Source organism: Micromonospora sp. NPDC049047 (assembly GCF_040649135.1).
Taxonomy (GTDB): Bacteria; Actinomycetota; Actinomycetes; order Mycobacteriales; family Micromonosporaceae; genus Micromonospora.
Window position 1 is genome coordinate 308550 of sequence record NZ_JBEZEY010000003.1, and the last position, 24844, is coordinate 333393.

The 24844-nt window shown below is 69.4% G+C and carries 20 protein-coding genes, 2 tRNA genes and 1 pseudogene; 11 read left to right on the top strand and 12 right to left on the bottom strand.

Translation table 11 applies throughout. The features are described from left to right. Window positions 1-189 precede the first annotated feature (189 nt). From AB0B86_RS07085 to gyrB, 6 genes are all read right to left on the bottom strand, one after another. Window positions 190-262: transfer RNA gene (locus AB0B86_RS07085), tRNA-Ala, on the bottom strand. A gap of 42 nt (window positions 263-304) precedes the next feature. Further along, entirely contained in the window at window positions 305-433 is a 129-nt protein-coding gene (locus AB0B86_RS07090; RefSeq protein WP_209444550.1) for a DLW-39 family protein, read from the bottom strand. A gap of 43 nt (window positions 434-476) precedes the next feature. Further along, a tRNA-Ile gene (locus AB0B86_RS07095) sits at window positions 477-550 on the bottom strand. A 151-nt stretch (window positions 551-701) separates the two neighbouring features. Further along, a complete protein-coding gene (locus AB0B86_RS07100) occupies window positions 702-1604 on the bottom strand; it encodes a DUF3566 domain-containing protein (RefSeq protein ID WP_357416539.1) in 903 nt (300 codons plus the stop codon). 4 nt (window positions 1605-1608) lie between these two features. Then, complete coding sequence (gyrA, locus tag AB0B86_RS07105; RefSeq protein WP_357410523.1) at window positions 1609-5391, bottom strand: intein-containing DNA gyrase subunit A; 3783 nt, start codon at window positions 5389-5391, stop codon at window positions 1609-1611. Window positions 5392-5521: 130 nt separating this feature from the next. Continuing rightward, window positions 5522-7474: a DNA topoisomerase (ATP-hydrolyzing) subunit B gene (gene gyrB / locus AB0B86_RS07110; RefSeq protein WP_357411325.1), complete on the bottom strand. Its 1953-nt coding sequence runs from the start codon at window positions 7472-7474 to the stop codon at window positions 5522-5524. 521 nt (window positions 7475-7995) lie between these two features. Between gyrB and AB0B86_RS07115 the strand changes: the two genes are divergently transcribed. Continuing rightward, on the top strand, window positions 7996-8550 hold the full coding sequence (locus tag AB0B86_RS07115) for a hypothetical protein (protein ID WP_278143236.1): 555 nt from the start codon (window positions 7996-7998) through the stop codon (window positions 8548-8550). Here AB0B86_RS07115 and AB0B86_RS07120 read toward each other — a convergent pair. Then, window positions 8535-9035: a MarR family transcriptional regulator gene (locus AB0B86_RS07120; protein WP_357411323.1), complete on the bottom strand. Its 501-nt coding sequence runs from the start codon at window positions 9033-9035 to the stop codon at window positions 8535-8537. The genes AB0B86_RS07115 and AB0B86_RS07120 overlap by 16 nt on opposite strands. A gap of 116 nt (window positions 9036-9151) precedes the next feature. Here AB0B86_RS07120 and AB0B86_RS07125 point away from each other — a divergent pair, with 116 nt between their 5' ends. Beyond that, window positions 9152-9376: a hypothetical protein gene (locus AB0B86_RS07125; RefSeq protein WP_357411321.1), complete on the top strand. Its 225-nt coding sequence runs from the start codon at window positions 9152-9154 to the stop codon at window positions 9374-9376. 8 nt (window positions 9377-9384) lie between these two features. On the opposite strand, the gene AB0B86_RS07130 is transcribed toward AB0B86_RS07125, so the two are convergent. From AB0B86_RS07130 to dnaA, 5 genes are all read right to left on the bottom strand, one after another. Next, window positions 9385-9978 carry a DciA family protein gene (locus tag AB0B86_RS07130; RefSeq protein WP_357411319.1) on the bottom strand — a complete coding sequence of 198 codons (594 nt, stop codon included), beginning with the start codon at window positions 9976-9978 and terminating at the stop codon, window positions 9385-9387. Continuing rightward, window positions 9968-11101, bottom strand: coding sequence for a DNA replication/repair protein RecF (gene recF / locus AB0B86_RS07135; protein ID WP_357411317.1), 1134 nt, complete (start codon window positions 11099-11101; stop codon window positions 9968-9970). The genes AB0B86_RS07130 and recF overlap by 11 nt, the downstream gene beginning before the upstream one ends. A gap of 16 nt (window positions 11102-11117) precedes the next feature. Next, window positions 11118-11990: a phosphogluconate dehydrogenase (NAD(+)-dependent, decarboxylating) gene (gnd, locus tag AB0B86_RS07140; RefSeq protein ID WP_357411315.1), complete on the bottom strand. Its 873-nt coding sequence runs from the start codon at window positions 11988-11990 to the stop codon at window positions 11118-11120. Between the two features lie 40 nt (window positions 11991-12030). Next, the gene (dnaN, locus tag AB0B86_RS07145) at window positions 12031-13164 is read right to left on the bottom strand and encodes a DNA polymerase III subunit beta (protein ID WP_357243002.1); all 1134 of its coding nucleotides are present in this window, start codon (window positions 13162-13164) and stop codon (window positions 12031-12033) included. A gap of 772 nt (window positions 13165-13936) precedes the next feature. Then, on the bottom strand, window positions 13937-15766 hold the full coding sequence (gene dnaA, locus AB0B86_RS07150) for a chromosomal replication initiator protein DnaA (RefSeq protein ID WP_357411312.1): 1830 nt from the start codon (window positions 15764-15766) through the stop codon (window positions 13937-13939). A 638-nt stretch (window positions 15767-16404) separates the two neighbouring features. Here dnaA and rpmH point away from each other — a divergent pair. The 9 genes and pseudogenes from rpmH to AB0B86_RS07195 all read left to right on the top strand — a co-directional run. Beyond that, the gene (gene rpmH / locus AB0B86_RS07155) at window positions 16405-16542 is read left to right on the top strand and encodes a 50S ribosomal protein L34 (RefSeq protein WP_007453904.1); all 138 of its coding nucleotides are present in this window, start codon (window positions 16405-16407) and stop codon (window positions 16540-16542) included. A 33-nt stretch (window positions 16543-16575) separates the two neighbouring features. After that, window positions 16576-16992 (top strand): ribonuclease P protein component, encoded by a 417-nt coding sequence (rnpA, locus tag AB0B86_RS07160; protein WP_357411310.1) that lies wholly within the window; start codon window positions 16576-16578, stop codon window positions 16990-16992. After that, entirely contained in the window at window positions 16989-17285 is a 297-nt protein-coding gene (gene yidD / locus AB0B86_RS07165) for a membrane protein insertion efficiency factor YidD (RefSeq protein ID WP_357411308.1), read from the top strand. Before rnpA ends, yidD begins: the two co-directional genes overlap by 4 nt. Before the next feature lie 2 nt (window positions 17286-17287). Beyond that, complete coding sequence (yidC, locus tag AB0B86_RS07170; protein WP_357411336.1) at window positions 17288-18277, top strand: membrane protein insertase YidC; 990 nt, start codon at window positions 17288-17290, stop codon at window positions 18275-18277. 211 nt (window positions 18278-18488) lie between these two features. Beyond that, a complete protein-coding gene (locus tag AB0B86_RS07175) occupies window positions 18489-19109 on the top strand; it encodes a R3H domain-containing nucleic acid-binding protein (protein WP_357411306.1) in 621 nt (206 codons plus the stop codon). Between the two features lie 4 nt (window positions 19110-19113). Beyond that, the gene (gene rsmG, locus AB0B86_RS07180; RefSeq protein ID WP_357416550.1) at window positions 19114-19962 is read left to right on the top strand and encodes a 16S rRNA (guanine(527)-N(7))-methyltransferase RsmG; all 849 of its coding nucleotides are present in this window, start codon (window positions 19114-19116) and stop codon (window positions 19960-19962) included. Between the two features lie 258 nt (window positions 19963-20220). After that, window positions 20221-21540: an AAA family ATPase gene (locus AB0B86_RS07185; RefSeq protein ID WP_357411304.1), complete on the top strand. Its 1320-nt coding sequence runs from the start codon at window positions 20221-20223 to the stop codon at window positions 21538-21540. A 27-nt stretch (window positions 21541-21567) separates the two neighbouring features. Then, window positions 21568-22581: a ParB/RepB/Spo0J family partition protein gene (locus AB0B86_RS07190; RefSeq protein ID WP_357411302.1), complete on the top strand. Its 1014-nt coding sequence runs from the start codon at window positions 21568-21570 to the stop codon at window positions 22579-22581. 1367 nt (window positions 22582-23948) lie between these two features. After that, a pseudogene (locus AB0B86_RS07195) lies at window positions 23949-24539 on the top strand (hypothetical protein); the annotation flags it as partial. Between the last annotated feature and the right edge of the window lie 305 nt (window positions 24540-24844).

The window sequence follows — 24844 nt, forward strand, 5'->3', positions numbered from 1 at the left end:
AGCGGCTCGATGCTTACCGAACGTCGCCCGGCAGAGCGCTAGTGGGAGTCACGTGACGTGCTGGGCGAACTCACTCGCTGAACGGCACGCAGTGGGGCGTCGGGCTCGGGCATGGCAGTGCTGCCGGACACCGGCCATGACCTGCATCTGGGCAGATCTTGGACCCCTCCGTCTGGGTATCCGTTTCGGTGGAGCCCAGGGGACTCGAACCCCTAACCCCTGCCTTGCAAAGGCAGTGCTCTGCCAGTTGAGCTAGGGCCCCGTGGACGGCCGCGGCGACGATCGCTCGTCACCGTGTCAGACGTCAGCGCAGATCGGGCGCGGTGGTCGCCTCGTGCCAGAGGGCACGCTCGTCGTTCGAGGCCTTGATCTTGTTGAACACGACGGCGGCCACGCCGACGACGCCAGCCAGAATCAGCAGCTTCTTGAACATGCGGCGACCCCTCGTGCTCGACTAACGTCGGACGACCGTGCGGTGGGGCTAGATGGAATCGAACCATCGACCTCAGAGTTATCAGCTCTGCGCTCTAACCGACTGAGCTATAGCCCCGCGTTGCGACGAGCAAGATTAACCCATCCGCTCTGCCAGCCCCAAATCGGGGTCCGGACCTGCGAGCCGGGTCGTCGCCGCCTGCCAAAACCTATCCGAGTACGGGACGCCGGGGCGACCGCATTACGCGGTGCCCCGGCGTCCCGGTCGCTCAGTCCCGCTCGGCGAGCGTCAACTCGATCCCGCCGACCAGGTCGGCGCAGACGTTGTAGACGAACGCTCCCAGCGTGGCAAGCGCGGTGAACAGCACCACGTTGACCAGACCGATCAGCGCCGAGCTGAGGATCACGCCCTTGGCGGTGATCTGGAAACCGCTGGTGCTCTGTCCACCGCCGGCGTTGACCAGGTCGCTCAGGCTCTCGTTGACGCTCTTGAAGACGCCCATCGCGTCCAGCGCCAGGTAGAGCACCGAGGTGGCGACCACCACGACGATGAACAGCACCACCGAGACGGCGAACGCGAACTTCATCACCGACCACGGGTCGATGCGCTTCAGGTTCAGCCGGGCCCGGCGCGGTCCCCGGGACGCCGCCGAGCTGACCGACGTACGGGCGGCACGTACCGCGTCACCGACGCGGGCAGCCCCGACGGCCGACGCGTTGCCGATGCCCGGCGGCAGGCCACCGCCGCTGACCGGGCGACCGCCAGCGGAGGTACGCGCCCCGTCCGACGGCGGCTGGGTCATGCCGGGTGTGATCCGGGGTTGGGTGCCGGTGGCCCCGGTCGACGCGGCCTGGCCGGGTCGGACGTTGATCGGCTGGGTCGTCGCCGGCCGGGCCGAGGGTGCCGCCGTACCCGAAGGGGTGGCGGCGGACGTTGGCGCCTCGGCACCGGACGTCTCGGTCTTGTCACCCGAGCCGGCATCATCGCTTGGCTCCGGCGGGGGTGTCATGCCCGGGGCCCTGGTGAACTTCGGGGCAGGCGCGTCGGCGGGGACCGTCGCCCGGCCCACGGCCGCGCGGCCGGTCGCTGGTGTGCCGCCCTTGGCGGCCTCCTCGTCGACCGGGTTGGCCGAGGTCCCCGTGTTCCCCGACTTCGCCTGTGTCTCCGTCATTCAACTAGTCCTGTTCGTCAGGCTCGTCGGCATTGCGAGCAATCGCCACGATAGTCACGCCGTCCGGGAGGTCCATCAGCTTGACCCCCATTGTGTTCCGGTCACGCGTACGGCGTACAGGCTTCACCGGAGTCCGAATGACACCACCGTTGCTGGTGATCGCGAACAGCTCGTCGTCCGGATCGATCACCACCGCGCCGACCAGACCACCGCGCCGTTCGGTGATCTTCGCAGTCAACACGCCCTTACCTCCCCGGCCCTGCACCGGGTATTCCTCGATCGGGGTCCGCTTCGCGTATCCCCCGTTCGTGGCCACCAGAACGTCCAGACCCTCCCGCACGACCTCCATGGCGAGCAGGACGTCGTCGTCCGTGAAGCGCATGCCGATCACACCCGAGGTGGCCCGGCCCATCGGCCGCAAGGCCTCGTCCGAGGCGTTGAACCGGATCGCCTGTGCCTTCTTGGAGACCAGCAGCAGGTCGTTCTCCGGCGCAACCAGCGCAGCACCGACCAGCTCGTCCTCATCGCGCAGGTTGATCGCGATGATGCCGCCGGAACGGTTGGAGTCGAACTCCTCAAGCCGCGTCTTCTTCACCAGGCCGTTCTTCGTGGCCAGTACCAGATAGGGGGCTACCTGGTAGTTCGGGATCTCAATGATCTGCGCTATCTGCTCGTCGGGTTGGAAGGCGAGCAGGTTGGCCACGTGTTGGCCCTTGGCTACCCTACTGGCCTCCGGCAACTCGTACGCCTTGGCCCGGTACACCCGGCCCTTGTTCGTCAGGAACAGGATCCAGTCGTGTGTCGAGCAGACGAAGAAGTGGCTGACGATGTCGTCCTGGCGCAGCGTAGCGCCACTGACCCCCTTGCCGCCGCGACGCTGCGAGCGGTAGAGATCGACCTTGGTCCGCTTGGCGTACCCGGTCCGGGTGATCGTAACGACCACATCCTCGCGGGCGATGAGGTCCTCCATCGAGACCTCGCCGTCGAACGGAATGATCTGCGTACGCCGGTCGTCGCCCCACTTGGCGACGATCTCGCCCAGCTCCTCGGAGACGATCTTCCGCTGCCGCTCGGGCTTGGCCAGGATGTCCTTGAGGTCGGCGATCTCGATTTCGAGCTTGGCCAGGTCGTCCACGATCCGCTGCCGCTCCAACGCGGCGAGGCGACGCAACTGCATGTCCAGGATCGCGGTGGCCTGGATCTCGTCGATGTCGAGCAGCCGGATCAGGCCCTGCCGGGCGTCGTCCACCGTCGGCGACCGCCGGATCAGCGCGATCACCTCGTCAAGTGCGTCAAGCGCCTTGCCCAGACCGCGCAGGATGTGCGCCCGCTCCTCGGCCTTGCGCAGCCGGAACGCGGTCCGCCGGCGGATCACGTCGATCTGGTGCTCGACGTAGTAGCGGATGAACTGCGCCAGGTTGAGCGTGCGCGGCACCCCGTCGACAAGGGCCAGCATGTTGGCCCCGAAGGTCTCCTGAAGCTGGGTGTGCTTGTAGAGGTTGTTCAGCACGACCTTCGCGACCGCGTCGCGCTTGAGCACGAGCACGATCCGCATGCCGGTACGGCCGGAGGACTCGTCGCGGATGTCGGCGATCCCGGCGAGCTTGCCCTCCTTGATCAGCTCCGCGATCCGCTCGGCGAGGTTGTCCGGGTTGACCTGGTAGGGCAGTTCGCTGACGACCAGGCAGGGGCGGCCCCGCTTGTCCTCGTCGACCTCCACCACGGCGCGCATCCGGATCGACCCGCGACCGGTGCGGTAGGCGTCCTGGATGGCGGTGGTGCCGACGATCAGGCCGTAGGTCGGGAAGTCCGGGCCCTTGACGATGCCGAGCAGGGCTTCGAGGGTGGTCTCCTCGTCCTCCTCGGGATTGTCGAGGCACCACTGCACCGCCGCGCCGATCTCCCGCAGGTTGTGCGGCGGGATCTTGGTGGCCATGCCGACCGCGATGCCCTCGGAGCCGTTCACCAGCAGGTTGGGGATCCGCGACGGCAGGATCGTGGGCTCCTTGGCCCGGCCGTCGTAGTTGTCCTGCAGGTCGACGGTGTCCTCGTCGATGTCCCGCAGCATTTCCATGGCCAGCGGGTCGAGCTTGCACTCCGTGTTGTGGCTGACGAACCCGTCGGAGACGAACGAGTGGTCGTCGGTGTCGACCCGGACGCTGTAGACCGGCTGCACGCCGGCGTCAGTGATCTGCGCCACCTCGGCGTAGTAGAAGCGCCCGTCGACAAGAGGCTCGACGACATCGAGCACGTCGGTGTTGGTGATGCGGGCAGCGATCTCGTCGCGGTCGCGCTCCCACCGCTCGACCCGGTCCACGTTGTGCCGACGCAGCCAGTCCTGCTCGGCCCAGCGCTGCGCGCCGTGCTCGCGGATGAAGTCGGCGACCAGCGGCACGTGGTCGCTGGAGAGGGCGGTGCTGCTCGCCGGCACCTGGGCCAGCTCGGCCTCCAGCTTGGCCTGCTTGCGGCCGAGGAAACCGACGTGCGCGGCGAAGATCCGAGCGTCGCGGCGGTTGGTCACCACGACCTTGATCTCGCCGTTGTCGTAGCGGGTCTGCCGGCTGATCACGCCGAACTCCAGCAGCAACTGCTGGACCTCGGCCGCCAGGCGCTCGCTGCGCGTCGAGTACGAGATCTGCATGGCGTTGCGCGGCAGCAGCGACGACGAGCCGTCACCCTCGAACAGCGCCTGGAGGAACGCCCGCTTGACCGCGGCCGGCCCCTGCCAGACGAACTCGGGAACGAACTTCGCGGCGCTACGCGCGCCCATCAGCTCACCCAGAAGGCTCGACCGCAGCGCGGTGAGGTCCTGCACGTCGAGTTCGTGCAGGGTGCTGCCGGAAGCGATGACCCGCTCGCTGACGTAACGCGGACCGCCCACCGCCAGGTCGTAGGCCGCGAGGACGCGGACGAAGAACTCGCGGTCGACGTTGTTGAAACCGGCCCGTCCCGTGGAGACCCAGCCCTCGCTGACGAAGGCGCCGGCGAGGACGGCGGCCTCGACGTGCTCCAGCATCGGGTAGCCGATCTCGTCCGGCACGCTGCGCTGGAGGACCACCCGGTCGCCGGGGGAGATCTCGGCGAGGAGCTTCCACAGCAGGGTCGGCACGCCGGCCACGTCCACCAGGCAGAGCACCGGGTGGTTGTGCGTGCCGGTCAGCTCGTACCCCTCGCTGGTGCGCAGCCGCAGCGTGGGGTGCTCGCCGGAGTGGAAGAACTTCGAGGCGCGCACCAGGTCGCCGTTGCGGTCGCGGACCTTCAGGTCGATGTCGGTCTCGCTGGACGGTGCGGCGTCCGCCACCACGTCCGCGATCCGCACGCTACCGTCGGCGGTACGAATACGGACATCTGCCGTGATGCAGTAACGCATCGCGGCCGCCGGATCATTACCCGGCGAGCCGAAGTTGCCGTTGCCGTCGACAAGCGGGTAGCGCAGCGACCAGGGCTGCGCCATCCGGACCAGCGCGTCGTAGATCGCCGAGTCGCCGTGCGGGTGGAACTGACCCATCACGTCGCCGACGACGCGGGAGCACTTCACGTAGCCGCGGTCCGGACGGTAGCCGGAGTCGAACATGGCGTAGAGGATCTTGCGGTGGACCGGCTTGAGCCCGTCCCGCACGTCCGGCAGCGCACGCCCGACGATGACGCTCATCGCGTAGTCGAGGTAGGAGCGCTGCATCTCCACCTCGAGCCCGACCGGTTCGATCCGGTCGTGCGCGACCACCGCGGCGATGGCCTCGGCGGGGACCTCAGGCTCGTTCGGTGTGGACTCGGGAGAATCGGTCACTGTATACCCTTATCAGACTCAGAGTCGTTTTTGTGCTGTGGATAACCGCTGTGGATAGCGGCGAAGCTGTGGATAACTCTGTGGACCGGTGGAGCGGCCGGGCACTGCCCGGCCGCTCCACCACGGTCTGTCAGATGTCCAGGAACCGGACGTCCTTGGCGTTGCGCTGAATGAACGACCGGCGCGCCTCGACGTCCTCACCCATCAGCACGCTGAACAACTCGTCGGCTGTCGCCGCGTCGTCGAGCGTGACCTGACGCAGGGTACGCGTTGCCGGGTTCATAGTGGTTTCCCACAGCTCGGGATAGTTCATCTCGCCGAGGCCCTTGAAGCGCTGGATGTCGTCCGGCTTGGCGTTCGGCTTCTTCTGCTGGCGCAGCGCGATCAGCCCGTCCCGCTCGCGGTCGGAGTAGGCGTACTGCGCGTCGTCGCCCTTCTTGTTCCACTTGATCTTGTAGAGCGGCGGGGCGGCCAGGTAGACGTGGCCCAGCTCGACAAGTGGACGCATGAAGCGGAACAGCAGGGTGAGCAGCAGCGTCTGGATGTGCTGGCCGTCGACGTCCGCGTCGGCCATCAGCACCACCTTGTGGTAGCGCAGCTTCTCCATGTCGAAGTCGTCGTGGATGCCGGTGCCCAGCGCGGTGATCAGCGCCTGGACCTCGTTGTTCTTCAGGACCCGGTCGATCCGGGCCTTCTCCACGTTGAGGATCTTGCCGCGGATCGGCAGGATCGCCTGCGTCCTCGGGTCGCGACCCTGCTTCGCCGAGCCACCGGCCGAGTCGCCCTCGACGATGAACACCTCGGACTCGCGCGGGTCGGTGGACTGGCAGTCGGCCAGCTTGCCCGGCATCGAGCCGGACTCCAGCAGCGACTTACGCCGGGCCAGCTTGCGCGCCTGCTGCGCGGCGATCCGGGCCCGAGCGGCCTGGGACGCCTTCGTGATGATCATCTTGGCCTCGGCCGGGTTGCGGTCGAACCAGTCGACGAGCCGGTCGTTGCAGACCCGCTGCACGAAGCTCTTCACCGGGGTGTTGCCCAGCTTGGTCTTGGTCTGACCCTCGAACTGCGGGTTGGTCAGCTTGACCGAGATGATCGCCGCGAGCCCTTCCCGGATGTCCTCACCGGAGAGCTTCTCGTCGCCCTTGAGCAGCTTCTTGTCGGCGCCGTACCGGTTGACCACGCTTGTCAACGCGGAGCGGAAGCCCTCCTCGTGGGTGCCACCCTCGTGGGTGTTGATGGTGTTGGCGAAGGTGTAGACCGACTCGCCGTACGACTCGTTCCACTGCATGGCGATCTCGACCGCCATGCCCTCCTCCGCCTCCTCGGCGTCGAACTGGACCACCGTCTTGTGGATCGGGTTCTTCGAGGCGTTGAGGTGCCGGACGAAGTCGGCGATGCCGTCCTCGTAGAGGAAGGTCACCTCGCGTGGCTTGCCCTCCTCGCCCTCGGCGACCCGCTCGTCGAGCAGGTGGATCCGCAGGCCGCGGTTGAGGAAGGCCATCTCCTGGAGGCGCCGGTAGATGGTCTGGAAGTCGAATTCGACGGTCTCGAAGATGTCCGGGTCCGGCCAGAAGGAGACCGCCGAGCCGGTGCGGTCGGTGGTCTCACCCTTCTCCAGCGGGTCGGGCTTGGAGTTGGTGTACTTCTGCCGCCAGACGAAGCCGTTCTTGTGGATCTCCACCGCCATCCTGGTGGAGAGGGCGTTCACCACCGAGACGCCGACGCCGTGCAGACCGCCGGAGACGGCGTACGCCTTGCCGTCGAACTTGCCACCCGCGTGCAGCACGGTCAGCGCGACCTCGACGCCCGGCTTCTTGAGCTTCGGGTGCAGGTCGACCGGGAAGCCACGGCCGTTGTCGGTGACCCGGACGCCGCCGTCGGCCAGCAGCACCACGTCGATGGTGTCGCAGTAGCCGGCCATCGCCTCGTCCACGGCGTTGTCCACGACCTCCTGCACGAGGTGGTGCAGACCGCGCTCGCCAGTCGACCCGATGTACATACCGGGCCGCTTGCGGACCGCCTCCAGACCCTCAAGAACGGTGATCGACTCTGCGCCGTACTCCTGCTTGTCCTGCGCTGCCACCCTCGGCCACTTTCTCGCGTCAGCCGCGCCGGTAGGGCGCGTCGGGCGCGGGTTCGGCGGACAGGACGCGACGTCGGCGCGTGGACCGGTGCCGGAGACCTCCGGACAACGGGTCGAACGCGCCGGTCGCCGCGGTTGCCCGCGGATCGCGATCGGCTCGACCCGACGTGGAGAATGAATCTGGGGCCACCGGCCCCGTGTCTCTCCCGCACCGGGTCTTCGTCTCGCTGTCAATCCTACTGTGCGCGGGGGACAGAACCACCACTCGGCACCCTCAAAGAGGCGGCTGAGATGTCCGTAGCCGGCAGAACCCCGCTGCCCGCGACTCCCCCCACACGCCATGGCCCGATCGCACGCGCCGCCCCCGAACGGGTTGACCCGCGCTCGGGCGGGTCGGGGGTCGCGGCCGGAGCGTCCGTGCCGTACGTTTGCGGCGCTCCGGAACCAGGCTTGATCTTTACCGGCCGGAACCGGGACGATCGACCCGATCGACCCGACACGTGCTCTTTAAGAGGTGACAGATGGGGCTGGACAACGTCGCGGTGCATTGGCCGCGGACCGGCCGCTTCTACGATCCGGTCGCGCCGGCCGAGTTCGTCGACTTCGGCGAGATCGTCGATCTGCCACGGATCTCCGCGCCGACGGCGGCGCTGGCCGAGCTGATCGCGAAGACCGGCACCATCCGGGCCACGGCGTACACCGAGTTGGTGGATCTGCTGCTCGGCCTGGAAGGTGTGTTGTACGCCACAGACGCCGCCGCCGAGGACGAGGACCCGGTGATCGACCCGGACGGCTGCTCCTGGATCGCCAGTGGGATCGAGCGGTTCGTGGCCGGACACCGCGCGCACGGTGAGGCGGTCACCTTCGAGTCGGTGAGCACGGTGCTGCGCTCGCTGCTCGGCGACGGCAGGCTGGCCGAGCAGCAGCTGCGGTGGCTGGAGAGCCGACTCGACGCGCTGCGTGACGAGCGCGGCGACCCGCCGCAGTGGAACTTCACCTGCGCCGAGCTGGGCGTGCTCGCCGCCTTCTACCGGCGCTGCGCCGAGCGCGGTTTCGCCGTCTACGCCGACGCCTGACCCACCGCGCCGCTTCCGGCGGTGGGCTGGTCGCCGCCCGGCCGGTTGGCGGCGGCGATCACCTGGGTGAGCACCGCGTGCAGGTGTTGCAGGTCCTCGACGGGCAGCCCGAGCCGGCGCACGATCGCGGCCGGGATCAACTCCGCCTGGCTCCGCAGCGCGGCGCCGCTCGCGGTCAGGGTGACGGCGAGGCTGCGCTCGTCGCCGGGGTCGCGTTCGCGGCGTAGGTAGCCGGCCGCTTCGAGGCGCTTGAGCAGGGGTGAGAGCGTGCCCGGGTCGAGCTGCAACAGGCGGCTGAGGTCACGACCGGACAGCGGCGCGTGCTGCCAGAGCGCCAACATGACCAGGTACTGCGGATGCGTCAGGCCCATCGGTTCCAGCAGTGGCCGGTAGACGGCCACCACGCTGCGCGCGGCCACCGACAGGGCGAAGCAGACCTGCTGCTCCAACGCCAACGGGTCGACGTCGTCGGGTCGCTCGCTCATCGGTTGCTCTCACCTGGCACGGTGACTACTCTACCGATCATTGGTGTGCAAAGCATTGGTGCCCCAATCCTCTGCCCGTGCGACGGGCGGGCGGACGCGAGCGGAAAGGGCGGCAGATGAGCGAGGACGGCGCGGCCACCAAAGCTCCGGGCGAGGGCGGCCGACTCCTGAGTTGGGCCTTCCGGCACCTCGCCGGCCCGGCCGAGGGTGTCCAGGGTGCGGTGCAGGGCGGCTCGGCCGAGGCCCGCGAGGCGTGGAAACGCGACCTGGCCGAGCGTAAGCGCCACAGCCGGGAGCAGCGCGAACAGCGGCGAGCGGCCCGTGCGGCGCGGAACGGCTGACAGCCGGCTCAGCCGTACGTGTCGCGGGGGCCCCGGCCGCGGACCCGGCGTGGCCCCTTCCCCCAGGAGGGCGCGGCCGGGCCGTGGATGTGCAGCTTGCGCACCACGTTGTGGCCGACCTCGCTGGCGATCTGCTTGAGCAGCGAGCCGGCGAGCAGTCGCAGTTGGGTCGCCCAGGCGGTCGAGCGCGCCTCCACGGTCAGCTCGCCGTTCTCCAGCTTGACCGGGCGACTGTGCTGGGCGATCTCCGCGCCGACGACTCGCTCCCAGGCACCGAACACGGTGGCCTCGGCTGCCGGCTGCTGCCAGCCCCGCGCCTTCACCAGCCGGTTCAGCACGGCGCCCAGCGGCTGCGGGTCGCGCGGGTCGGGGCCGGGCCCGGAGTAGCCGCGCAACCGCCGCCCCGACCCGCCGGCCGCGTCGCCGCCCGCCCCACCCGGGGTACGCCGCGCACGGGCCGCCGCCTGCCGCCGGGACAGCGCCGCGTCGAGCACCGCCCGAGCCAGCTCGGGCCCGCTGGCGCCCGCCGCCCCGGGGGTGGGCGCGGCTGCGGCCTCGCTCTTGCCGGTCTCCGCTCGATCGGGGCGTGGCTCATCCGACACGGCGTACCGTCCCTTCGCCAACCTGGTAGCGGGTGCCGCGCAGAGCCACCGGCACATCATCGTCCACCGCGCAGGTGACAAGCAGCTGACTCGCCCCGCCGACCAGTTCCGCCAGCCGCTCCCGGCGCCCGGTGTCCAGCTCCGCGAAGACGTCGTCGAGCACCAGCACCGGCTCGATGCCGTCGGCGCGCAGCAGGTCGTACCCGGCCAGCCGAAGCGCCAGCGCGAACGACCACGACTCACCGTGGCTGGCGTACCCCTTGGCGGGAAGCGGGCCGAGGGCCAGCGCCAGCTCGTCGCGGTGCGGCCCGACCAGGGTGGTGCCCCGTTCGATCTCCGCGGACCGGGACGCGGCCAGGGCGGCGGTGAGTGCGTCGGCAAGCACGGCCCGGTCGGTGGTCGGCTCGGCCAACTCGATCGAGGGACGGTAGGAGATGCTCGCCGCACCCCGGCCGGCGGCCACAGCGTCGTACGCCTTGGCCACGTGCGGGGTGAGTGCTGCCACGAGTTCCAGTCGGCCGGCGAGCAGCTCCGCGCCGTGCTGGGCCAGGTGGGTGTCCCAGACGGCCAGGGTGCCGAGGTCGCCGCCGCGCGACCCGCCGGTCTTGCGAGCCAGGTACGCGGTGCGCAGCAGTGCGTTGCGTTGCTTGACCACCCGCTCGTAGTCGGCCCGCACACCCGCGTACCGGGGCTGCCGGTTGACGAGCAGGTCGTCCAGGTAGCGGCGGCGCTCGGACGGGTCGCCCCGGACCAACTCGAGGTCCTCCGGGGCGAAGAGCACGAGTCGTAGGGCGCCGAGCACGTCCCGGGCCCGCCGCGCCGGTGAGCGGCCCAGCCGGGCCCGGTTGGCCTTGCCGGGCACGATCTCCAACTCGACGAGGAGCTCCCGGCCGTCGTGCACCACCACGCAGCGGATCACCGCGGCGGTGGCGCCCATCCGGACCAACGGCGCGTCGGTGGCCACCCGGTGTGAGTCGAGGGTCGCCACGTAGCCGAGCGCCTCGACGAGGTTGGTCTTGCCCACGCCGTTGGCACCGGTCAGGACGTTCGCCCCCGGCTGGAGGTCGACGGCCACCCGCTCGTACGAGCGGAAGTCGACAAGTTCCAGCCGGTGGACATACACAGGTTGTGGATACCGCTCAGCGCTTGTGGACGGCGTGGCCACCGAACTGCTGACGCAGCGCGGAGACGGCCTTCATGGTCGGGGAGTCGTCCTGCCGCGAGGTGAACCGGGCGAACAGCGACGCGGTGATGACGTTCAGCGGCACCCCCAGCCGGACCGCCTCGTCGACTGTCCACCTGCCCTCGCCGGTGTCCTCGGTGTAGCCGCTCAGGTCGGCCAGCTCCGGGTCCTCGTCGAGCGCCCGGTCCAGCAGGTCGAGCAGCCAGGACCGGACGACGGTGCCCTCCCGCCAGGACTTGATGACGCCCGGCACGTTCGTCACCAACTCCGAGGCCGCCATCAGCTCGTAACCCTCGGCGTAGGCGTGCATCAGGCCGTACTCGATGCCGTTGTGCACCATCTTCGAGTAGTGTCCCGCGCCGACCGGCCCGGCGTGCACGAAGCCGAACTCGCCCTCCGGCTTGAGCGCGCTGAAGATCGGCATCAGCCGGTCCACGTGCTCCTGGGCGCCGCCGACCATCAGCCCGTAGCCGTTCTGCCGGCCCCAGACGCCGCCGGAGACGCCGACGTCGATGTAGCCGATGCCCCGCGCGTTGAGCCGCTCGGCCCGGGGCGCGTCGTCACTGAAGCGCGAGTTGCCGCCGTCGATGATGATGTCGCCCTCGCCGAGCACCTCGGCCAGTTCGTCGATTGTGGCGTCGGTGACGCCGGCGGGCACCATGACCCAGACCGCACGGGGTGACTCAAGCTTCTCGGCCAGACCCGCGAGGGTCGGAACGTCGCTGAGCTGGGCGTTGTGGTCGAAACCGACAATCTCGTGACCAGCGGCACGCAACCGCTCCCGCATGTTGCCGCCCATACGGCCGAGTCCTACAAGGCCGAGCTGCATGTGTTTCTACCTCCGTGGATCTGGGTGTTGCTTGGCGCGATCAGCGCGAGACGCGGATCGGCATGATGAGGTACCGGTACCCCGGAATGACCTCTCCATCCTCGCCGGCGGGTGAGATCACCGCGGGCTTGAAGGCGTCGACGAACGAGAGCACGGCGGTCTGCGAACCGAGGTTGGCCAGGCCGTCGATGAGGTACTGCGGGTTGAACCCAATGGTCAGCGCGTCACCGGTGAAGGTGGCCTCCATCGCCTCGCTGGCCCGTGCCTCCTCGGAACCGCCGGCCTCGACCACCAGGCCGTCGGCGCTGAAGCTCAGCAGCACCGGGGTGGTCCGCTCGGCGACAAGCGCGACCCGCTTGACGACCTCGATGAGGGTGCTCACCGACACCCGGGCGGCGGCGTTGTGGGTGGCCGGGAAGAGCGACCGCACCGGCGGGTAGTTGGCGCCGTCGAGCAGGCGGCTGGTGGTGCGCCGGGTGCCGCCAGCAAGGCCGACCATGCCCTCGCCGGCAGCTCCCTGGGCAAGGGCGAGGGTGACCTCGCCGCCCAAGGGGCCAAGGGCCTTGGCGGTGTCGTTCAGGGTGCGGGCCGGCACCAGGGCGTTGATGCTCACCTCGGGGTCGTCCGGCTGCCACTGGATCTCGCGCAGCGCCAGCCGGTACCGGTCGGTGGCGAGCATCGACAACGTGTTGCCGGAGAGTTCGACGCGGACGCCGGTCATCATCGGCAGCGTCTCGTCCCGGCCGGCGGCGATGGCCACCTGGGAGACCGCTGTGGCGAACGCGGCCGCGTCCACAGTGCCGGCGCTCTGCGGCATCTCGGGCAGCGCGGGGTAGTCCTCCACCGGCATGGTGGGCAGTGTGAACCGGGCGCTGCCACAGACCAGCTCAAGGTGGGCACCGACCGCGGCGATGTCCACCGGCTTGGCCGGCAACGCCTTGGTGATCTCGGCGAGCAGGCGGCCGGAGACCAGGGCGGCGCCGTCGGCGTCACCCTGCACCTCGACGGTCACCTGGCTGGAGACCTCGTAGTCGAACCCGGAAACCCGCAGGTTGCCGTCGGTGACCCGGAGCATCACACCGGCAAGCACCGGCACGGATGGCCGGTTGGGCAGGCTCTTCGCGGTCCACGCCACGGCCTCGGCGAGCGCGTCGCGCTCCACTCGGAACTTCATAAATGCCTCCGCGTCGACGTCAGCGACAACTCTCTCATGCCGACCGCTGCCTACCGTCCCGCCCGACCGTGCGGGTACCCATCGCACCTTAGGGCGCGGGGGCATCGGCTGTGCGCCCGACCCCATGGTTCGTGTCGGTGCTGACCGGTCGATCGGGCAGCGTTCGGCACGATCCACAGAAAGCCCAACGGTGATGATTGGTTTTTGTTCTCTTAGAAGAGATAACTCATCGTCTTCATCGCACCTGTGCAAACTGTGGAAAACCCGAGTCTGGGCAGCTCAGACAGGTTATCTACAGGTGATTTAGCTGTGGAGAACCGGGGGGACAACCGGCTTGCCTGTCCACAGCCCGGTCTCGGCGGCTGGTTGTCCACCGTTGTCCACCGGTTGTCCACCGGTAATCCACCGACTTTCTCCCCAAGCCTGTGGATGACGATGAAGATCACCATTGCCGTCATCCCCAGAACCTTCAACAGCTCGTACACAGGCAGCCGCTCATCGGTGGAAAACGTGTCGGTTGTCCCCAGGCGTCCACAGCTCCGTACACAGGGTTTCTCCACAGCCTGTGGGTAACCGGCGGAGGACGGACCGTAGTTATCCACCGGCGGTGGATAACGAGCTGTGGACAACGACTGGGGATCGAGGCGGTCACGGCCTCCATGCTGTGGCCTACACCATGTCGAGAGTCCAGCCGGTGGGCCGAAAAACGCCCGACCGAAGATCCGGTCGGGCGTTTCCTGGGCTGCGGGCCGCCACGACGGCGGCGTACGCGTCAGCTGTTCTGCTTGATCCGGTTGGTCAGCTCGGCGATCTGGTTGTAGAGCGAGCGCCGCTCCGCCATCTGCTGACGGATCTTCCGGTCGGCGTGCATCACAGTGGTGTGGTCCCGGCCACCGAACGCCTGCCCGATTCGGGGCAACGACAGCTCGGTCAACTCCCGACACAGGTACATGGCCACCTGCCGGGCGTTGACGAGCACCCGGGACCTGGACTGACCGCGCAGGTCCTCCAGGCTCACCCCGAAGTAGTCGGCGGTGGAGGCCATGATCTGGTCGGCGTTGATCTCCGGACCGGCGCCGTCGGGCATGAAGTCCCGGAGCACCTCCTCGGCCAGGGACAGCTCGACTGTCGACCGGGTCAGGCTGGCGAACGCCGTCACCCGGATCAGTGCCCCCTCCAGTTCCCGGATCGAGTTCGACACCCGGGAGGCGATGAACTCCAGCACGTCCGGCGGGGCGTACATCCGCTCCTGCGCCGCCTTCTTCTGCAGGATCGCGATCCGCGTCTCCAGGTCCGGTGGCTGGATGTCGGCAAGCAGCCCCCACTCGAACCGGGTTCGCATCCGGTCCTCCAGGGTGGCGAGCTGGCGCGGCGACCGGTCGGAGGTGATCACGATCTGCTTGTTGGCGTTGTGCAGGGTGTTGAAGGTGTGGAAGAACTCCTCCTGCGTACGCTCGCGGTTCTCCAGGAACTGGATGTCGTCGATCAACAGGATGTCGACGTCGCGGTAGCGCCGCTGGAACGCACTTGTCTTGTCGTCCCGGAGCGAGTTGATGAAGTCGTTGGTGAACTCCTCGGTCGAGACGTACCGGACCGAGCGGGCGTTGCCGAGCGTCGTGGCGTAGTGCCCGATGGCGTGCAGTAGGTGGGTCTTGCCCAGACCGGAGTGCCCGTAGATGAACAGCGGGTTGTACGCCTTCGCCGGTGACTCCGCCACCGCCACGCTCGCCGCGTGGGCGAACCGGTTGGACGAGCCGATGACGAACGTCTCGAACATGTACTTCGGGTTGAGCCGGTTGCCGCCGGTGTCGGCGCCGGGCAGCCGGCGGTCGTCGCGGGCACCCGTCCGGTGGTCCACGCCGCTGCGGCCCGGTCCGCTGTCCGTGCCACCGTCGCGGGGCATCGCGCGGATCACATGCTGGTCGCGCGGGGACGCCGAGTCTTCCCGGTAGCGGGGCTCGTAGGGCCGGGTGTCCGGGCCGGGCGGGTCGAGGCGAGCGGCCTGCTCGTCGTAGCCGCGCCGGTCGGCGCCAGGTCGGGGGGACCGCATCGGCTCCGCGAAGGCGGCGCTGAACAGCGCTTCCTGGCCGTCCCTGCTGGCGGGGATCATCCCCGGCCGATGCGAGTCGACGCTCGGCGCGAGCGGCGGACCCGCGGGCGCGGGTGGCGCGACCGGCTCGGGTGGTCGCGGCGCGGGTGACTGCTCAGGGATCATCATCTCGGCGTGCGGTCGGGCGCCCTGGTCGTCGTCGAAGGGTGCGGCAGCCGGACCCTCGACGTCGAACGGGCTGGTCTCCGGGGCGCTGCGGTAGACGGTGCCGGCGGGTCGGCCGGTGGCGTCCTCGGCCACCCGAACGGTGACCGCCACCTGGATCGGTCGGCCCAGCCGCCGGGTGAGCGCCTCGGTGATCGCGGGACGCAGCCGTGACTCGATCACGTCCCGGGTGAACGCGTCAGGCACCGAGAGCAGAGCGGTGTCCTCGACGATCGCCCGCAGTCGGGTCAGGCGGAGATAGGCACGCTGTTGGGCGGAGATGATCTCGTCGGCGAGCTCGTCGGTCGCCGCTAACCACACTGCGGCAAGGTCGGTCGTACCGGCCACCGTCGTGCCACCCCCTCGCTTCTGCTCCCGGCCGCCGCTGTCTGCCAGCCGGCCATCCCGGGCCCGCCGCGTTCGCGGGTGGAACAACACCCACCCGGCTGTCGACCGGTGGTCATCCACAAGTTATCCACAGCCTGTGTACCGACCGATTGTGGCCGCCGCCGGACGCGGGTGCGACCTGCCCCTGCCTGGACGGGCGCTGAAGCGGGTTCACCGTGCCGAACGATTCACTGCCTTGTCCGGTCTTGCCTGTGCGACGACCGGAGCTTCCGACGCTCACCGCAATCGGGCACGGTAACAGCGTTGTCCCTGCGCCATCAACCGGCGACGCGAGGGCGCCCTTGTCGGCATCAGCGAAAACCGCCCTTCGGCCTCGGGCGCGTCCCGTTGTCCGCCGCTTGTCCGCTGCTCGGGGTGTTTGACGGTCATTGCCCCCCTGCGTAGGCTGGAACGGCTGCTTTCTCGCCCTCTGCTAGGGTGATGGGTGCTTGCTGTCCGCGGTCGCATCCCCCGCGTCGTCGAGGTCCCGCACCGTCGGACAGCACCGATCGGAGGCCACCGTCGAGGTGGCCTGGACACCACCACACGACCCCGGCGATCCCGTCGCGCGGGGCGCGTACGAAAACGGAGAGCCTGACGTGAGCAAGCGCACCTACCAGCCGAACAACCGCCGGCGCGCGAAGACCCACGGCTTCCGGCTGCGCATGCGCACCCGTGCCGGCCGTGCCATCCTCTCGAGCCGTCGCGCCAAGGGTCGCACCACCCTGTCGGCCTGAGCCGACCGGGCCGGTCAGGGGACGTGGGCAGTCGTGCTGGCCGCCGCGCAGCGACTGCGGCGCAGCACTGACTTCGCCGCAGCGGTTCGCGGTGGCCGACGCGTCGGACGAGGCGCCGTCGTGGTCCATCTGACCGTGCCGGCGCTCGCCGACCCCAGCATCTCGACCTCGTCGGAGCCGGTGCGGGACGACAGTGCGGAGCAGTCATCCGTGCCGTCCCGCGCCGGCTTCGTCGTGTCCAAGGCTGTCGGTAACGCGGTGGTCCGCAACCGGGTCAAGCGTCGACTGCGGGCACTGGTCCGGGACCGGCTGACCGCCCTGCCCGCCGGCAGCACCCTGGTCGTCCGGGCGCTGCCCGCAGCCGCGGTGGCGTCATATCCCCGCCTGGCCACCGACCTGGACGCCGCCATCGCGGTCGCCCGGTCGCCCCGCGAACGGCGGCCCCGATGACCGGTGCCGACAAGACCAGTCCACGCGCGTCGACAACCGGTGCCAAGGTGCTGATCGCGCCCATCATCGCGTACCGTCGGTGGATAAGTCCGGCGCTGCCGGCCCGCTGTCGGTTCTACCCGTCGTGCAGCGCGTACGCCCAGGAGGCGGTCGCCCGGCACGGCGCGCTCCGGGGAGCCGCGCTGGCGGTCCGGCGGCTGTTGCGCTGCCACCCCTTTCACCCTGGTGGACATGACCCGGTGCCGGAGCCGGGCAGCCGCCGCCGTGCTGATGTGACTGGAGCCCCGAATTGAGTCTGAGTCTCGACTGGATCTACTACGCGATTTCGTGGATCCTGCTGACCTGGCACTCTGCCTGGGACGCCATCGGGGTGCCGGTCGGCGCGGTGATCGGCACCAACTTCGCCTGGATCCTGTCCATCATCTTCCTGGTGGTCACCGTCCGGGTGATCCTGTTCCCGGTCTTCGTCAAGCAGATCAAGTCCCAGCGGGCGATGCAGGCGCTCCAGCCCAAGGTCAAGGAGCTTCAGGAGAAGCACAAGGGTGACCGGGAGACGCTCCAGAAAGAAATGATGGAGCTCTACAAGAAGGAGAAGGCCAACCCGCTCATGGGTTGCCTTCCGATGTTCCTTCAGATCCCGGTCTTCCTGGGCCTCTTCCACACGTTGAAGCGGCTGGACCCGGCGAACGGCGGCAAGACCCTGTACGGGTGGACCGTCAACCAGTTCGAGAGCGCCTCGCAGGCGAAGCTCTTCACCGCCCCGATCGCCGGCAAGTTCGGCTCGACGGCCGACGAGTTGTCCCGCCTCGGCGCCACCGGCAGCACCGTCAAGATCATTGCCGGCATCCTGGTCCTGATCATGATCACGACCACCTACCTGACCAGCCGGCAGATGATCCTCAAGACCGGCTGGGCGGAGGACCCGCAACAGCGGATGATCCAGCGGCTGATGCTCTACGGCATTCCGGCGTCGCTGCTGATCTCCGGCGCGATCTTCCCGATCGGCGTCATCATCTACTGGGTCACCAACAACCTCTTCACCCTCGGCCAGCAGCAGTGGGTGCTGCGGAAGTTCCCGCCGCCGGTGACCGCCAAGAAGACCGCCGCCCCCGCCGCCAGTCGCAACCCGGTGCAGCCCGCCAAGTCCGGTGGTCTGTTCGGTCGTGGCAAGACGGCACCGGCGGCGCCGGTCAAGGCGACCGCACCCAAGGTGGCCGGGCCGAAGCCGGGGGCCAAGCCGGCGAACAACCCGAAGAAGAGCCGTCCCGCCAAGCGGCAGGGCTGACCTCCGCGGGCCGTCGTCGGGTGACCGACGACGGCCCGTTCCGCACCGAGCAGCCGCCGTCCGGTGGCGCCGAGCGGAACCGACCGCGCATCGCGCGGCCACGGGCGACACTGCCCGTACAGACGTGCCCGCGGGCACCGGCGACCTCCAGCCGGCCCCGGGAAACCAGTCGGACCCGACGGTCCGGCCGAGCGAGTACGGAGATGAGACCGTGACCGAGACCAGCATCCCCCGCGCCGAGCAGTCCTTGGACGAGGAGGAGACCGCGACGCTCGCGGTGGACGGCGACGACACCCAAACCGACGACGACAGCGCGGCCGACGAGGACACCGATGCCGCGGCTGGCGGCAGGGTGAAGAAGGCGGTGAGCGAAAGCGACCTGTTCCGGCAGAGCGAGATCGCTGCCGACTACGTCGAAGGGCTGCTCGACATCCTCGACTACGACGGTGACATCGACGAGTTGGTCGCCGCTGGGCGTCCGATGGTCGAGGTGGTCGGCGAGCGGTTGCAGAACCTGGTCGGCCAGCGGGGAGCCACCCTTGAGGCGCTTCAGGAGCTGACCCGCCTCGCGGTCTTCCGGCAGACCGGCACCCCGAGCCGGCTGCTGCTCGACGTCGGCGGCTACCGGGCGAACCGTCGCAAGGAACTCGCCGCGGTCGCCAAGAACGCCGTCGAGAAGGTCAAGGAGTACGGCGAGCCGGTCCGCCTGGACGCGATGTCGGCCTTCGAGCGCAAGTGCGTGCACGACGTGGTGAACGCCATGTCCGGTGTGGCGAGCGAGTCCGAGGGCGTGGAGCCGAACCGGCGCATCGTCGTACGGCCGGTGGACTGACCGGGTGACCCACGACGACAGCACGGCTGACGCCGTGACCGGCCCGGGCGGCACGCCGCTCGGGCCGTCCGCTGTCCAGCCCGCCGGGGCCGACGCCGAATCGGACCGACTCGACGCCGCCCCGTCACCAGCTGACGCGGCGCTGCCGCCCGAGCTGGCCCCGGCCGCACGTACCCTCTTCGGCGATCGTCTCGACCTGGCTGCCGCGTACGCCGAGCTGTTGGTCACCGACGGGGTGGTCCGCGGTCTGATCGGCCCCCGGGAGGCACCTCGCATCTGGGACCGGCACCTGCTCAACTGCGCCGTGGTCGCCGAGCGAATCCCGTCCGGCGCGACGGTTCTCGACGTGGGCTCCGGTGCTGGCCTGCCGGGTCTGGTCCTGGCCATCGCGCGCCCGGATCTCACTGTCACCCTTATCGAGCCGCTCGCGCGGCGCACCTCGTTCCTGATCGAGGTCGTCGACCGACTCGGTCTGGCCAAGTCGGTGCGGGTGTTCCGTGGTCGGGCGGACGAGGCGGCTACCGGGTCGAGCGGTCGTGAACCGATAAGCGGCGACGTGGTGACCGCCCGCGCGGTAGCGCCACTGGATCGCCTGGCGGGCTGGAGCCTCCCATTGGCGGTCCGTGGCGGCCGGCTGCTGGCGCTCAAGGGTTCGTCAGCGGCTGCGGAGATCGAGGAGCACGCCGAGGTGGTGGCGCGACTCGGCGGTGGGGAACCGGCAGTGCACCTCTGCGGGACCGGGGTGATCGATCCGCCCACCACCGTCGTGGAGATCGTGCGCGAGCGAATGGTCGGCCCGCCACGGGTGGCGGCCACCAAGCGCTCGCGCGGCGGCCGCCCCCGCCGACGCTGACACACTTCGGGTCGGCGGGCTTCCGGCGGGCGGGTTGCCTCGTTGTACCGGTACGGATGGACAACCGGATGAGAACCCGACGTGGACCGGCCGCGCCCGTCCGCCGTAGGCTGACCGCGCGTCGATAGTGTGGAGCGGGCGACGGACGTCGCGGGTCTCCGACCGCTCCCGAGGGCCGTACGCTCCGGGTTGCGAGCGTGGGTGTGGCCAAGTTGACCGGGGCGCGGACCGACCATCCGAAGCGGGCAGGGATGACAGGTGCATGACGACGGCAGGTACGACGATCCACGCGTGACCGGGTCGACTAGCGATCCCGTTTCACGTGAAACCGACTACCCGAGCTGGTCGCCCGGCACGACCGGGCCAGCCATCCAACCTGCGGACGTTGATCCGTCGGTGTTCGGCGGAGATCCAGCGGCGCAACAGACCGGTCCCGAAGTTGTGGACCCGGCGGCGGCTCGACGGCCATCGGAGGGTTCGACCCGCCCGGCGAATGTCGTTGAGGTGCGGCAGACGTTGGGACGACGCAACACCGCGCGGGCGGTTCGCTTCGAGCCGGCGGTCCCCCACCAGCCCAGCGCGGCGGCTGTTCGGGACGCCACGGCGGTGAGTGCCGATCCACCTGTCGCTTCGACCGAGTCGTTGGCCGCCGTGGCGACCGACCCCACGTACGTTTCACGTGAAACCCCGACGCGCGAAGAGGATGACCCACCGTTGGCTATGGAGGCGATGCGCGCCGTGCAGATCCTGAATCCCAGTGGCGAGGTGACAATGCCTCGGCCCGACCGGACCCGGGTCATGTGCGTCGCCAACCAGAAGGGCGGCGTGGGTAAGACCACGACCACCGTCAACCTTGCGGTGGCACTCGCCCTGCACGGCAACCGGGTGCTCGTGGTCGACCTCGATCCGCAGGGCAACGCCTCCACCGGGCTCAACGTCCCGCATCACACCGGCATCCCGGACGTCTACGACTGTCTGATCAACAGCGTGCCGCTGGCCGAGGTGGCGCAGGCGGTCGAGGGCATCCCCAATCTCTGGTGCGTACCCGCGACCATCGACCTGGCCGGCGCCGAGATCGAGCTGGTGTCGGTGGTGGCGCGGGAGTCGCGCCTGGACCGCGCGATCGCCGCCTACCCGGGCGAGTTCGACTATGTCTTTATCGACTGCCCGCCCTCGCTCGGGTTGCTCACGGTCAACGCCCTGGTTGCCGCCCAGGAGGTGCTGATCCCGATCCAGTGCGAGTACTACGCCCTGGAGGGGCTCAACCAGCTGATCAACAACATCAACCTGGTACGCCAGCACCTCAACCCGAAGCTTGACGTCTCCACCATCCTCCTGACGATGTACGACCGGCGTACCCGGTTGGCCGACGCGGTCGAGCAGGACGTCCGGAACCACTTCGGCGACAAGGTCCTCCAGGCGGTCATCCCCCGCAATGTCCGGGTCTCCGAGGCACCCAGCTATGGCCAGTCGGTGATGACCTACGATCCCGGGTCGCGGGGTGCCACGAGCTACTTCGAGGCCGCCCAGGAGATTGCCGAGCGCGGCGTCAAGGAGCCGGTGGGCCGGAATGCGTAGTGCGGACGAGTCGCTGGGAGGCGAGGCATGAAGAACCGTCCTCGGGGCGGTCTGGGTAGGGGCCTGGGGGCACTGATCCCGACCGGGCCGGTGCCGGGTGCCGCCGACACCGTGACGGCAGAGCCGGAGATCGAGTACGCGGACGACGCCGGCACCCCGGCCGCCCCGGCAGTGCCCGCCCTGGCGACGGTGCACGAGCCGGAGTCCACGCTCAGCCCGGTACCCGGAGCGCGATTCGCCGAGATTTCCGTCGACGCGATCCTGCCCAACCCGAAGCAGCCCCGCCAGGTCTTCGACGAGGAGGCTCTGGAGGAACTCAAGACCTCCATCCAGGAGGTCGGCTTCCTTCAGCCCATCGTGGTTCGACAGCTCGACGACGAGAAGTACGAGCTGGTGATGGGCGAGCGGCGGTGGCGGGCCGCCCAGGCTGTGGGGCGAGACAGCATTCCGGCGATCATCCGGGACACCCGTGACGACGCCATGCTCCGCGACGCCCTGCTGGAGAACATCCACCGGGCCAATCTGAACCCTCTCGAAGAGGCCGCCGCCTATCAGCAACTGCTTGAGGAGTTCGGGGCCACCCACGAGGAGTTGGCCCGACGGATTGGCCGGAGCCGCCCGCAGATCTCCAACACGATCCGGCTACTCAACCTGCCGGCTCAGGTGCAGCGCCGGGTCGCTGCGGGGATCCTGTCGGCGGGCCACGCCCGCGCGCTACTGAGCCTCGATGACACCGAGGCGCAGGAGCAGTTGGCGCTGCGGATCGTGGCGGAGGGCCTGTCAGTTCGGGCGACCGAGGAGATCGTTGCCCTGACCCTCAACGACGGGCCGGCGAAGGGACAGGCCGCGAAGCGCCGGCCGAAGGCGCACGCGCCGGCCCTGACCGATCTCGCCGACCGACTGTCGGACCGGTTCGACACCCGGGTGAAGGTCGACATCGGCCGGAGCAAGGGGAAGATCACCATCGAGTTCGCGACAGTGGACGACCTTGAGCGGATCGTCGGAATCATCGGAGTTCAACAGGAGGAGAGCGGGGACTGAGCCGGCCCTCTCCGCCAACGGCCGCGCACCCCTCCGGGTAGCGCGGCCGTTCCGCATCCGGTTGACCGCGTTTCACGTGAAACGGCCGCCGTTTCAGGCTCGTCCAGCGGAGTTCTCTGAGACGTAAATCGTGGTTGCCGACCCCGACAGGGGTGACCGTGCGCCACGCAGACCCGTTGCTCCCTCCGGCGGACCGGCGGACCGGCGGGCGGCACTCGGCAAACCCGGCTCGGCAGACGAGGCCCGTTTCACGTGAAACGTGGAGGGGCCACGCCAGGAAGCCTGCGAGGCGCGCCCAGAGAACGACAGTGCGATGCCGCTGCGGCCGCTGAGCGGCCCGCTGCCGCCACGCAGGCCGCAGGGTGACCTCCGGCCGGCTCGGACCTCCCGCACGGCCTCTGGGCCCGAATGCGACCCCCGGTCGCCTCGCGCTGGCGCTACTCGTCTGCCGTCGGCGTTCGGCCGCCACCTCCGGTCGCTGGCTCCCGGGCCCCGGGCGGTGCCTCCGGTCGTGCTGAGGTTGAGGTGTCTCCGGCTCATTGGCACTCAACCAGCCGCGAGGCCGTCCCCTCGTCGGTGCGGCAGAGGCGCGGGGTGATGCCGGCTGTTGGGTGCTCGACGGCCCGGCGAGGTCCTCCTGTTGTTGATACGCCCAGATGCGCGGCGGTGGCGCCCCGGTCGTTGTTCTGCCCGAGGCACGATCGTGGCGTCCGGTTGTGGGTGTGCCCCCGAGGCGCGATCGTGGCGTCCGGTTGGCGGTGTGCCCGAGGCGCGACAGTGGCGTCCGGTTGTTGGTGCTCGACCGTCGCCAGCCTCCGGCCGCCGGTGCCTGACCGTTGGGAAGGCTTCCGGTGCTTGACCGTCGGCGAGAGCTTGGAGCGCTGGTGCTTGACCGCCCGGTCTGCCAGCCGTCGGCGACGCGGCGGCGGGGACACCCGAGGCCGTCGGCACGGCGATTGCCGACGAGGGACGATCGAGCTGTCGAGGCCGGTGAACGGTCGGCTGCGACGGCCCGTTCCCGTAGCTTCCGAAGCGGCAGAGGGTGGCAGATCGCCCTCGTTCGGCCGGCGCTGTCGGAGCAGTTGGTGCCGGGCGGTTCAGCGCTCCGCGGACAACGACCGACCGGCCAAAAAGTTATCCACACCCGTTGTCCACAGGTACCCCCTGTTTCACGTGAAACAGCGCGTGGGAGCGGGTGCGAGCCTGTGGATGACGGCCTGTGTTGGCGATCTCGGCAGCCTGTGGATACCGGTTTACCGGCCGGTGGTGACGTGGCACACCTGGCCGACTGAGGACACTGATCCGGTCAGCCGGGAGCTGTCAAACAGGTAGGGACAGCGGTGCCAGACTCGGTTAGGGTCAGCGTCGTGCACGACACCCCTCCCTCAGTCCCGGACTTCACGCAGTGGCCGTCGTTTCCCTTCGAGGGCGACCTCCACGTGAAGCAACTCGATGATCCGGTCCCGGTCGAGCCACCCCGGAAGGGCGAGGGTCTCCGGGAATGCACCGCCTGCAACGCACCCGACGAGGCCTACATCTGGGTCGGCGAGCGGTGGCGGGTCCGGGCCATGGACCGGCCCACCGGCCTACCCATGGTGCTCATCCTGGAATCGCGGACCCACCTCGACCTTGGCGACCTGCCGAACCTGCTCGCCGCTGAGCTGGGCGTGATGACCGTGCGGCTGGAACGGGCCATCCGGTCGCTCGACGGCGTGGCGCGGGTGCACGTGAACCGGTGGGGAGACGGCTCGGCCCACCTACACATGTGGTTCCTCGCCCGGCCGTACGGTCGGCTCCAGTTGCGGGGCACCTTCCTGTCGCTGTGGGATTCGATCCTGCCGCCGATCTCCGAGTCGCAGTGGCGGGAGAATCTGGCGCTCGTCGCCGCCTGGCTCGCCGAGTTCGGCGGCCGTCCGCTCGCCGAGCCGCCCCGAATCCAGTGGCAGGCGCCGTCCAGTCTGCTGGCCCAGTCCGCCGCCGCGGATGCCGCTGCCGCCGCGCAGGCCGCCGCGGAAGCCGCCTCGGCAGCCTCGGTCATCGAGGCAGCCGAGGAAACACCGGAGCCAGCACCGCAACCCAACGCCGGCACCGATCAGATCGACGTCGATGAGGCACCCGCAGCCGATCCGGCCGGCCCGGACCTGGACACCGGCTCGTCGGCCAACACCGGGCCGCTGGCCGACACAGGCTCGTCGACCAACACCGGCTCGTCGGCCGACACCGGCTCGTCGGCCGACACCGGATTGAGGGCCAACACCGGATT